This is a genomic window from Candidatus Cloacimonadota bacterium, assembly GCA_012522635.1.
In the GTDB taxonomy this organism is placed as follows: Bacteria; Cloacimonadota; Cloacimonadia; order Cloacimonadales; family Cloacimonadaceae; genus Syntrophosphaera.
In genome coordinates this window covers 1-12,404 of record JAAYKA010000089.1, presented here as the reverse complement: position 1 = coordinate 12,404, position 12,404 = coordinate 1, and the positions used below count along the sequence as shown (strand labels likewise).

7 protein-coding genes are annotated in these 12,404 nt (G+C 51.9%); 3 read left to right on the top strand and 4 right to left on the bottom strand.

Annotation, left to right across the window (positions count from 1 at the left end; all coding sequences use genetic code 11):
- Positions 1-22: 22 nt before the first annotated feature.
- Positions 23-565, top strand: coding sequence for a hypothetical protein (locus GX135_04815; protein NLN85410.1), 543 nt, complete (start codon positions 23-25; stop codon positions 563-565).
- A gap of 23 nt (positions 566-588) precedes the next feature.
- Positions 589-2,565 carry a hypothetical protein gene (locus GX135_04810; GenBank protein NLN85409.1) on the top strand — a complete coding sequence of 659 codons (1,977 nt, stop codon included), beginning with the start codon at positions 589-591 and terminating at the stop codon, positions 2,563-2,565.
- A 350-nt stretch (positions 2,566-2,915) separates the two neighbouring features.
- Here the strand turns inward: GX135_04810 and GX135_04805 are convergent, their stop codons facing one another.
- Genes GX135_04805 through GX135_04790 form a run of 4 tightly spaced genes read right to left on the bottom strand, consistent with a single transcriptional unit; the run spans position 2,916 to position 7,214 of the window.
- Positions 2,916-3,857 (bottom strand): DUF4340 domain-containing protein, encoded by a 942-nt coding sequence (locus GX135_04805; GenBank protein NLN85408.1) that lies wholly within the window; start codon positions 3,855-3,857, stop codon positions 2,916-2,918.
- Positions 3,854-5,416, bottom strand: coding sequence for a GldG family protein (locus GX135_04800; GenBank protein ID NLN85407.1), 1,563 nt, complete (start codon positions 5,414-5,416; stop codon positions 3,854-3,856). The genes GX135_04805 and GX135_04800 overlap by 4 nt, the downstream gene beginning before the upstream one ends.
- Before the next feature lie 2 nt (positions 5,417-5,418).
- Positions 5,419-6,141: an ABC transporter permease gene (locus GX135_04795; GenBank protein NLN85406.1), complete on the bottom strand. Its 723-nt coding sequence runs from the start codon at positions 6,139-6,141 to the stop codon at positions 5,419-5,421.
- On the bottom strand, positions 6,138-7,214 hold the full coding sequence (locus GX135_04790) for an ATP-binding cassette domain-containing protein (protein NLN85405.1): 1,077 nt from the start codon (positions 7,212-7,214) through the stop codon (positions 6,138-6,140). The genes GX135_04795 and GX135_04790 overlap by 4 nt, the downstream gene beginning before the upstream one ends.
- A 301-nt stretch (positions 7,215-7,515) precedes the next feature.
- Here GX135_04790 and GX135_04785 point away from each other — a divergent pair.
- On the top strand, positions 7,516-12,404 hold a 4,889-nt coding region (locus tag GX135_04785), incomplete at its 3' end, for a hypothetical protein (protein ID NLN85404.1).

Sequence of the window (12,404 nt, the reverse complement as noted above, 5' to 3'; positions counted from 1 at the left end):
GGGTGGATATGGAGCCAAAGCCATGCTGGGTCTATATTCCGAACCAATCAAAAACCTCAGCGTGGGCGCCACTTTGGATAATGCCATCGGCTTCATCAGATGGGGCATGATTCGCGAAGAATTGGATATAAGCATCAGTGTGGATAGCCTTTACGCGATTGACCTGCTGGAAGACATCGAGGATATATACAGCTATGAAATCAGCCAGGAAAAAACTGATTCCTACACCAGCAGAATCCCGGTGGAACTGCGTTTTGCCGCACAGTATGATTTCCCGCAAGCCTCGATTTCCGTGGATTATATCCAGGGTTTTGGTGATTCACCTGAAACCAGCCGCCAGGCCAGGTTTGCCCTTGGCGCCGAATTGCGTCCCATCCCTCTGATATCCATATATTTAGGCTATGGCACCCCAACCCGAAATTATCCCTGGAGAACCTCCTTGGGGCTCGGTTTTAATGTTGGCATACTGGAGTTTGGCATGGGCGTTCAATCCATCGAACAGTTTTATCCCGGCTATACCTCCAAAGGCATAGCCCTGGCAAACTACTTCAACATAAGGTTTTAGCTCTGAGATACGCCGTCATCGCAATGGTGGCTCTGCTTTTGGCGGGCTACTTTTATCTGCGCACCCGTCCCGAAATTGGACGCGGACGCCGCTGGCTGCTTTTCGGATTACGTTTCATCAGCCTGGGCATCTTGCTTTTGCTGCTCATCAGCCCGATTCTCAGCTTTGTGCGCCAGCGCCGTGAACGGCAGCAAATCATTGTATTGACAGACGTTTCCGCCAGCATGGAACTCAGCGGTCCATCCGGCAGAAAAAAGGATTGGCTGCGCGGACCCGGCAAAGAGCTTTCTGAAAAATTCGCCGCGGCAGGATATGAGCTTCACAGCTATGATTTTGCCACCGGCTTGAGCCTGGAAAAAGAAAACACCCTGCTGGCTCCAGCACTTGATGAACTGGCAAAAAAACACGATTTCAGCCGGGTGAAAGGCATTCTGCTGCTTTCCGACGGCTGGCTTCGCGATGAATCCCTGCAACAGGTTAAACAGCTTGGCAGCCCATTTTACGCGGTCGCGGACACCAGCAGGCAGGACAAAGCCGATCTCAGCGTGGTTCGCGCCATTTCGAACCGCCAGGCTTACCGCAATGAACCCACCCTCATCCGCGCTGAAGTGCTGTCCGAAAACTACAATGGACCTGCCACCGTGAGCCTTTGGCAGGGAAAGGCTGCCCTCGGCAGCAAAAATGTGCAGCTCAAGAGCGGACAGCCCCAAAATGTCGATTTCACCCATCGTTTCACCCAAACCGGATTTTTCCCCTATCGGATGGAAATTTCCGCCGCCGGCTTGAACGAACGCTCTCAAAACAACAACAGCTATCCCGGCGCCATCGAAGTTCTCAGCGAAAAGCAGCGCGTGGTCGTGCTTTCTGACAGTCCCGCTTGGGACAACAAATTCACCCTGGATGCCATTGCTGAAAATCCACGCTGGGAAACCGCTCACTACCGGGTTCAGGGCTCCCAAGCCTGGTCTGGCGAAAAAGCGGTCAGCACCCTTCCCTCCGGAAATCTGGCTGCCATCGTGTTGATAAATAACGGCGCCATGCAACTGAGCGGCAACACTTTAAACTACATCCTTGCCGCCCATAAAAGGGGCGTGGGCATCCTCTTTCAGGGTCTCCCGGTTCCGGAACTGGCATCCGTTTTACCGCTGCAGCGTTCAAACATCAGCAGCGCCTATCAGGGTTTTATGGAACTCAGTCCCGCCGCGGCAAACTACCCGATGTTGAATTTCGACAGCGCCGAAATGAAAACTGTGCCGCCCTTGGATTATTATTATGTAACCGCGTCCCGCGGCGCGGAAGTTTTGGCAACAATCGACAATCCACAAAAATCACCAGCCATCGCCGCGAGCACCCAGGGCAGCGCAAAAACCCTGTCCATGGCCTTTCTGAACCTCTGGAAATGGCAGTTGCAAAGCGCGAAAGGCGGCTACCGTGAGCTGCTGGCAAATTCGCTGACCTGGCTGGCAAACACATCCCAGAGCGGATATGAAGCCATCCACAACAGCAGTTATTTCCTGGGTGAGGAGATAAATTTGCGCCTGCGTGCCCAGGACGATATCCGCGCCCTGCGTCTGGATTTGAATCCGGAATTGAAAGTGACCGGCGAGGATGGCAAGGAAGTTTTCCGGGATTTCATGACCCAGAGCGAAGGTGAATATTCCGCCCGCTTTGTGATTGATAAAGCAGGCAGTTACAGCTTCCAAATCCAGGATAAAGTGAGCGGCGAAAAAAGCGAGGGACGCTTCAGCGTAAGCGATTCCAGCATCGAATCCAGAGATTTTGATTTCAACCTTCCCCTGCTTTCCTGGCTCACTTCAGACACCGGCGGCAGGCTTTTCAGCCCGAGCCAAATCGCAGAATGGAACCCCGTTCCGGCGCAGGCGAGGGAATTTGAACAGCGTGAGGATTTTGCCATCTACCGCAAATGGTGGGTTTTGGCGATCTTCATCCTGGCATTCAGCTTGGAACTGTTTTTCCGCCGTCGCTGGGGTCTGCTCTAAAAACCCACTTTCCACTTTCAGCAGTGTTGGAGAGGCAAATATCGCCTCACACCTGCTTCGCTCCGGATTCCGACCCCTGCGTTACTGCTCCATGCCTCGTGAACAACCCGATTCTTTATCGGGATACTCAGGAGAAAGACCGCGGTTACTCTCGAGCCAGAATCAAGAAAGAAGCAAGAGCGAAACCATCAGCCTGCTCTTTTTCGGATATCGGGCTGTTTTTGCCTGGAAATTTGGCAAAATCTGGCTGCTTCCTGCTTGCCCCCTTATGTCTTCCTTATGTTTCATAAGCTAACCATAAGCCAGACATAAGCTTAGGCTCATGAGAGGGGTTTTACAACAGACTCGTTCTAATATAAGGTGGGATCGCCTTCCACAGCGCTGAACAGAGACGCGTCCCTGGTGAAACGCAAAAGTGTGTCTGCAACCATCACAAAATAGCTGTCTGGATGCAGGTCTGTGTGCATCAGGTAATACTGGTCCCAGGGGTAAAAGCTGATTTTTATCCTGGATTTATCCACCAGGGCAAGATTGACTTCGCAAACAGCTTTGCCAAGCTCTTTTTGAGAGGGCACTTCATTCTCAGCCAGTCTGGTGTGAGCGCCCATGCTCGCCAAAGTGTTCAGGATTTTTCCCATGGTTTGGTTTCCCGGCTGGATTTCAAAATCCTCACGCTGGTCTTTGTAGCGCCAAATGCCTCCCTCGCGGGATAATTCATAGTTGCCCTTTTCGTGCGCAACCTTGATGGAAAGCAGCTCATCCCAATTCACACTGACAACGTTTGGCGAGCGCCAGGAATCAAAATGCGGCCTGTAGAATTGCAGCACTTTGCTCCGGATTTGGTAAACATTGCTGTCGCCTTTGAAGCAAAAATAGTCGTAGGGATTGCCCGGATCGCCGAACCAAACCTCTTTCAGAAGCTTGCCTTTGGCGTTGAAAACCTTGACGCGCAAAGCCTCTTCCTGGGTGAGGCGGTATTCCTTGAGAATATCTTTGCCGGAAGCCACTGGCTTGGGAGAATAGTTGCGGAAAATCACTTCGTTCAAAAACGCATCGAAGTGGTCATCCTTCACGTTCCACTTTACCGACTCCATAATCATCCAGCGTGTCTGCTGTTTTTCGAAGGTGATGCTGGTGTCACGGTCGGCAATCTCGATTTTGACAACAGCCGTGCTGTCCGCGCTGAATATGGGTTTGAGGACTTCCCTGGTGTTTTTGGCAAATTTGAAATAGATGACCAGCGCCAACAGCAGGACGAACACCACCAAAAGGACGATTTTATCTTTCTTCAAAACTTTTTCCTCCTCACCAGCAGACTGAATTCAAGCAAGGCTAAAAGCAAGAGCGGCAACACGATGGCGCTCAGTTTGAAGATGTTGCCCAGGCGGTTCATCGCTTTTTGCGGATCCGCGACCTGGCGGCCACGTTTGATGAGATATACATCCGCACCGAGGCGGTTGTAGCTTGTGCGGAAGGAGCGCAGTTTCACCATATCCGTGCGTCCCAAAAGGTGGTCAACCGCGTTCAGGACTACGTATGCCCCGCCGCTGGAGAATTCCAGATTGAAATCGCTGTCGCCAAACAGGATGATTTTGGAACTGTCTGAAGAGGCGTGGAAAGTGCTGTCAGTCAGCGCGTTGCTGAAATAGCTTTTGAAAGGCCCGCTATATTCCGCCGCCACTGTGATGGGAGGCAATTCCAGGCTGCCCGGTTCCAGCGCACTTCTCATTGCTTCATTCAGATCAAACCAGGGACCCAGCAATGTGTTGGATTTGCCCGAAGTTTGCAAAACGGGCTCCATCTTGAGTTTGGCACCAGGCATCAAAGCCAGTTCTGAAGCGATGTTCATCACGATGTTTTCAAAGCCGCTGGTGTAGGGAATTTTGGGGGCTGGTTTCAGGTGCGGAAAGAAGGGATAGGGAATCTGTCCGCCCTGCCCAGGCGCCATGCCGATTTCGCAATCCTGGTCCAGAACGATGTTTGGTTTGATGAGGATGCCATAATGTTCCAGCATCCTGAAGATATTGCTATCCAGTTCTGTAACTGCCGTTCCCTGAGAGGTATAGCTCACCATAGCGCGGTCTTGCAACATCACGATTTTGCCGCCCGCCATAAGGTATTGATCCAAATTATAAAGCTGGAGGGTGGAAAGCGAATCCACCACGCCCAGAGCCAACATCACGGGAGTTTGTTTGGGCGCGGTTTGCAGGTTTGTGTGTTGAACCTCATAGTTTTCTTCCAGTTCCAAAAAGAAGGTGGCAAGATGATCCGGATAGAGGGAATATTGGGTCAACAGCGCCAGCGAATCCGCGAAAACAGACAGTTCCGGCAGGTTTGTCCGCTGCAGCTTGTTAATCTGTTTGAGAAGCTGGTATTCCAGCATTTCTTCCATTCCGGGACGCAGGGGCATGGAAGCCGCTTTTCCCATGCCTTCAAAACCTATTCCGAAAACGATGTTTTTGCTCACCATCCTGTCTTTTTCGAAGATGGTCAAAGGCATTTGCGGGATGTTGTATTGCATGGCTTCGTCTGCCAGTTCGTCCGGGTCTTTCGCGCGCGCGTATTCAAACTTCAGTTTTCCGCGGGAAACGCTTTGGAATTCCTGCAGCATATCTTTCAGCGCGCGGTTCAGCGTGGCAAATTCACCCGGCAGATCGTCCGAGGCGAAAACTTTTACCACAACCTTGTCATCCAGTTCCCGCAGGGTTTTTTTGGTTTCGCGGCTGAGGGAGTGGGAGCGATGGCGGCTGGCATCCAAACGCAGGAACAAAAATCCGCTCAAAATCAAGACCAGCACGGCGATGAATATCTTCATGGCATAGGTGCCAAAAATCTGGCTGCGTGTGTTCATTTTTACCTCTCCTGTCTCAAGTTTTCGCTCTGCAGCCTCAGTTGTGCCAACAAAACGAAGATGAAAGTGACCACGGCGAACCACAGCAGGTCGCGGGTGTCGATTACGCCCTTCATGAAGCTGTTGAGATGATAATCAAATCCCAGATATTCAATCGCGGCGAAAAGCCTGAGCGGAATCAGGTCTCCCAAGCGTCCCAAAAGGAACATGAGACCCGAAATGGCGAGGGCAATCACGAAGCCAATCACCTGGTTGTCTGTGAGGCTGCTGGCAAAGATGCCGATGCCCGCAAATGCCGCGGCGGCGCAAAGCAGACCCAGATAACCGGTGAAAACCGCGCCCAAATCCATGCCCACACCAAAAATGACGACCAAGATTGGGAAAACCAGGGTGAAAGCCAGAACCGTTGCCACCTGCAGCCAGACCGAGAGGAACTTTCCCCAAACGATGTGGCTGAGCTTGATAGGCAGGGTGGAAATCAGCTCCAAAGTGCCGCTGGCGCGTTCACGGGCGATGCTGCCCATGGTGAGGGCGGGGATGAAAAACAGGAAGAAGGAGTGCATTTTGGAAAAGATGTCCCGCAGGTCGGCAACTTGCAGCTTCAGCGCCGTCAGCGCGAACCAGATGCCAGATGCCAGGAGGAAAACCCCAAAAATGATGTAGGTTCCAAAGCTGCGCAGGGAAAGCGAATACTCTTTTTTTGCGATGGTGAGGGCGGGGTTCATTGTTCATCCTTGTTTTCATTGTTGTTTTGCGGAAGGGTTTCAGATTCCGGACAGGTGAGGTCGCCATCGATGGGATGCAGCTCCGCCACCAGTTTTTGCACGCCGTCGGATTCCAGCGGGATTTCTTCTTCGGACTCCACAGCCTCTTCCTGGGAGGTGAGTTCGTGGAAAATGCTTTCCAGGCTCTGCTTTTCCTGATACACGCTCACAAGCTGCCAGCCCTGTTCCAACACAAACGCGGTCAGGTCTTTACGGATATCCAACTCCGGCGGCGCCAAAAAGCGGGCCAGGCAGATCGAGCCACTTTGCACCTTGGATTCCAGGTTCACACCTTCTTTTTTATCCAGCCAGGGGGTGAAATCGGGATTTTCAGCTTCCAATTCCATCACCACGCGGTTCAGCCCAGAGATGTGGGCGCCCAGGTTTTCGATGTCGTCGTCAACAATCACGCGCCCTTTATTAATGATAATCACACGCGAACACAGGGCTTGAACTTCCTGCATGATGTGGCTGGAAAGCAGCACGGTTTTTTCCTTGCCCAGTTCGCGGATTAGCTCGCGGATTTCGATAATCTGGTTTGGGTCCAGCCCGCCGGTGGGTTCGTCCAAAATCAAGACCTCCGGATCGTGCAAAATTGCCTGAGCCAAGCCCACACGCTGGCGGTAGCCCTTGGAAAGCGTGGAAATACGCTGTCTCCAAACCTCGTCCAGGCCGCAGGCGGCGCGCACAAATTCCAGCCGTTCGTCCAAAAAAGAGGGGCTCATGCGGCGCAAAGTTCCAAAATAACGCAGGAATTCACCCACTGCCATTTCGCCGTAAAGGGGATTGTTTTCAGGCAGATAGCCAATGCGGGCGCTGACGGCAAGAGGATCCGCGAAAATGCTTTGTCCACCCAGGGAAATCATCCCTTCATCGGGCTGAAGCCAGCCCACCATCATGCGCATGGTGGTGGTTTTGCCGGCGCCGTTGGGACCTAAAAAACCGACAATTTCGCCTCCGGAAACGGCGAAACTGACCTTGTTCACGGCTTTTATGGCGCCAAAATTGCGGGACAGATTTTTTATCTCAAGCATAAAACTTCCTTGCTCACATCCGATATTTCGCCAAAATCCATCTGGATGGCAAGCCGGATGTGTGAAATCCACAAAATCTTGGCACAGTCATAATGTCAACAGAAAAGGCCAAAATACGGGTGGCTATAGCTGTGGAAATCGCTCAAAAGATTGCATGAAACCGGGCTCAGACCGATGAAGGCAAATAAATACTTCAAAACTGGCTCTAAAATTGTATGTTGAATCATGTCGTATTTTATTTAGACGCCAGTTTAAGCAATAACAAACACAAGTTTTTAGTATAAGGGAAAGGAGATATCCCATGAAACGTATTTATGTTTTTATACTTTTGCTGATTCTCGGGATTGGCATTTGTGGAAATCTGGACGCGCAGGTTAATGTGACCGTTGGTGATGGGACACTTGCCAACGCCACAACTGGCGTCCCAGCACCTTATGGAACCTATTGGAAAAGTTTCCGGCAACAGTTTTTAATCCTGGCTTCGGAATTGGAAGACCTTGGCGGAGGCGCGGGAAATATCAACTCGCTTGCCTTCAACGTGGACACTATCAACAACTGCTCTCCCATGCCAAACTTCACCATTCGCCTGAAATCAACTTCCCAAACGGTTTTATCAACTACATTTGAGGTTGGTGATTACCAAACTGTTTTTGTGCAAGACGGATTTATGCCCACCACGGGCTGGAACGTCCACGAATTCACCACTCCCTTCAATTGGGATGGCGCTTCGAATATCCTGGTGGACATCTTTTCAGACCTCGTAACCACCTACACTCAAAATGCTTCGGTTTTCTACACTGAAACTGGCTTCAACAGTAGCTTGCGCTTCCAAAGCGACAGTGCTGAAGGCCAAAGCGCCACCACAGGCACGCTTTCCATGAATCGCAGCAATATCCGGTTCAACATGGCTGCACTGGTGGTAACCAATCCGCCCAATCCGGCGATAATGATTTCTCCCGTCAACGAAGCACAAAACATTTTTGGCGGTGTTGCTCTGAGATGGGGCAGCGGAGGCGGAGCGCCCCTGGGTTACAAAGTTCATTTTGGAACCACAAACCCGCCGCCCTTCGTTGAGGAAACAACCGAAACCACATACAATCCAACCGTTGAGAACGAAACAACCTACTATTGGCAGATTGTACCCTTCAACGCCATTGGTGATGCTCAAAACTGCCCGATCTGGAGTTTTACAACGGCAGGACAACATGCCATAATCGGAGCAGGAGACCAATGGGCGCGAATGCCGATTGATTTCTATTATAAATGCTCCCTCTTTGAAACCATCTATTACCCAGACGAACTGGGCTTTGCCAGCGGAATCATCACTGCCATTGCCTTTTTTAACAACTTTTCCAGCACCACAGTCATGGATAAACCAACCCAAATCTGGTTGGGAACAACAGACCAAACTGATCTCACCGGCGCGTGGATTCCTTCCACCGAGATGAACCTGGTTTTCGATGGAAATGTTGACTATCCCGCAGGTGAAAATACTGTCATAATCCAACTGCAATCCCCATATATGCACACACCGGGGAACCTGGTGATGATGGTGAAACGTCCTCTGGATGGAGGATATTTCTCTTCTACAGATTACTTCAAATGCCAGACTGGTACCGAGATGAGAACGCGCAAATTGATGTCCGACAGCATCGATTACGACCCCACCGCGCCTTCCGCAGCGACAGCGGTGGCGCAATTCCCAAAAACTGCTTTCTTCTACAGTGGACAGCAGATTGAGAACGATTTGGCAGCGATGTCGCTCACCGGACCACTCAGTCCCACCGAGGGTTTGCAATCAAACTATGTGGTCACCATCAAAAACAATGGCGTCAATACCCAAACCAACTATCAGGTGAAGCTTTTCAAAACCGGTGAGGTGGAACTGGCATCCGTGAATGGTCCCAGCATCGCGTCTTTGCAAACCTTGCAGGTTACGATACCTTGGACGCCTGCAGAAGCAGGCGCAGTCACGATTTGGGGTGAAGTTGTCCTCACCGGGGATGAGATTGAACAAAACAACCGGACAGCAACTCTGGACCTGGCAATCCAACCCGAAGGCATACAAGCCGTTACCATCGGTGAAGGAAACGAAACTGACCGCATGCCGATGGATTATTATTACAAAAACTCCATCTTCGAAACCCTCATCTATGAGGATGAACTTGATTTCGTGAGCGGAACCATCACTTCTCTGGCGTTTTATAACAATTTTGCGTCCAATAACCCAAACGGCGCCACCAAGATTTGGATGGGAAGCACAGACCAGACAGACCTCACAGGCGGCTGGATTCCATCCACTCAGCTTAACCTGGTTTTCGACGGAAACGTGCAATATCCCGCTGGCGCGAATACCATCACCATTCCGCTGCAAACGCCCTATTTCCACACACCCGGAAATCTCGTAATCATGGTTCTGAGACCCATGGACACGGACTGGTATTCTTCCTCGGATTATTTCCTCTGCCAAAGCAGAACCCAGATGCGAACGCTTAAACTTCAATCCGACGGCACAAGTTACGATCCAACCAACCCTCCAACAGCCACTGCCACAGCCAGATTCCCCAAACTCACGATTTTTTATTCCGCAGAACCCATTGAAAATGACCTTGGAATATCGAACCTCATTGGAAACCAGACTCCCAGCGTTGGAAGCTCCTCAAACTATGTTGTCACCATAAGAAACAACGGCAGCAACGCCCAAAACAACTATCAGGTGAAGCTTTTCAAGGAAGGGGACATCATGGTCAGCAGCGTGGCTGGTCCCGCCATTCAATCCCTGGAAACCCTGCAGGTGAATATTCCCTGGACGCCAGACGCCATGGGTCAGACCTATCTGTATGCCACAGTGGATCTTGCTGGAGATGAGATTGAACAAAACAACCGTACCCAAAACTTCATCGTGGAGGTGCTGGAAGCCGGAACCACCTTCATTACCATCGGTGCCGGAACTTCCTCCAACACCACCACAGGAAGCCCGACACCGTATGGAACCTGGTACAGAAGCTTCCGCCAGCAATATCTGTGGACCGCTGCCGAGCTTCAGGATGCTGGAGCAAACACGGGATTCATCACCGCCATCGCCTTCAACGTTGATGTTGTGAACAACTGTTCACCCATGACGAACTTCACCATCCGCGTCAAGGAAACCGACCAAACCGTGCTTTCCACCAGCTTCGAGCCCGGAGCTTACACCACGGTTTGGAATCAAAATGACTTCCTCCCCACCGCGGGCTGGAACGTACACACGCTGAATGAAATGTATCACTGGGATGGCACATCCAACCTCTTGATTGACGTTTTCTGCGATATCATTCCCGGCGGCTATTCCCAAAATGCTTCCGTTTATTACACTTTAACGGGAGGCAACACCGCTCTTCGCGCCCAAAGCGACAGCGAAAACTGTTCTGAATCCGCCACCGGAAGCCTTTCATCAAATCGTGCCAACCTCCGTCTGGGCATGATTCTGGTGGGCATGGCATCACTCAGCGGAACCGTTACCGGACCCGGAGGAACACCTCTTGCGGAGGTTCAAGTCCAATTCGCCAATGGCGGACACAGCACCGTCACAAACTCCCAGGGTCAATACAACATCCAAAACATCATGCCCGGGGATTACAGCGTCAGCTTCAGCAAACACGGATATCAGACCCAGACCCAAAACATCAGCCTGGATGAAGACGAAGACGCCACCCTGAATATTTCCCTGGCCACCCTGCCGATGGTGAATGTGACTGGAACTGTGATTGCCAGCGACACCCAATCCGGAATCGCCGGCGCCTCCATACAGCTTTCCGGATATGAAAACTATAGCGGAAACACCACCGCCACCGGAAGCTTCAACATACCAAACGTTTACGCCAACAACAGCTATCAATGCACCATCATGGCTCCCGGTTACAGCAACTATCTGGGAACCATCACCCTCGGCTCCGCCAACCACGATATGGGAACCATCACCCTGGACGAAATTGCCTACGCGCCACACTCTTTGCAGGCTGAAGTGAACGTGACCGGAACCGCTGTGAACCTGAACTGGACGGCTCCGGATCCAAACGCCACCCAGATTACAGAAAGCTTTGAAAGCCCCAACTTCCCACCCACGGATTGGAGCCAGGAAATCACAAACACCGGCGGGCCAAACGCCAACGGTGTTTACAACAGCTTCTGCCGCGTGGGTACCGTTCCGCTGAGCGGTTCACCCGCCACTCCCACAGACGGCAGCTTCCAAAGTGGCCTCTTCTGGGATTCCACCCATCAGGACGAATGGCTGATCACACCAAGCTTTAACTGCCCTCCCGGCGGATATTTACGCTTTGATTCCCACGTCTTTTTGGGTTCCATAAACGAGGATCACTACTATGTGAAAATCAGCACCGATGGCGGAAACTCCTGGACACCGCTCTGGGACGCGTCCGCGCAAACCGGAGGCTGGAACTATTATGCCAGCCCCATCACCGTGGATTTGGAAAACTATGGCGGCATGCAGGTTAAGCTTGCTTTCAACGCCGTGGACGGCCCCGACCAGGAAGGCCTCTATTATGTTTGGTTTATCGACAACATCTACATCGGAAACCTCAGAACCGAACACAGCCCGGTGGTAAACATCAATTTCCAGGATGAAGAACTCACATACCGTTCAGATTCGAAAGTGGACCCTTCACCCTTTGCCACCAACACGCGCCATCCCTCACGCGCGCAACACTTTGGACTGACCCGCAACGAGCCAAGCCTGCCGCAGACGCAACAGGAACGCCAGGCACCGCAGCGCTCCTTGCTGGGATACAAACTCTGGCGCTTCACACCCGGTCAGGAAAGCAACGAAACGGCATGGTCAAGCCTCACGCCAAATGTCCTTGATGAGCCGCTTTTCACCGATCCAGACTGGCAAACCCTGCCCAACGCGGAATATCGCTGGGCTGTGAAAGCCATCTACACCAATGGCGTCTCCTCGGTTGCCTCATTTTCGAATGTCCTGGAAAAATCTGAGGAAATCGGACTGATCGCCGGAGTGGTGCGGCGCATAAATAACGCGCCCATCCAAGGCGCTACTGTCAGCGTGGGAGCGGTTTCCGCCACCACCAACGCCGCCGGAGCCTATTCGCTGATTCTGCCCATCGGAACCTACGACGTAAGCTGCACCGCCACCGGCTTCGAACCCCAAACCGCGAACGACATTACGGTGAGCCC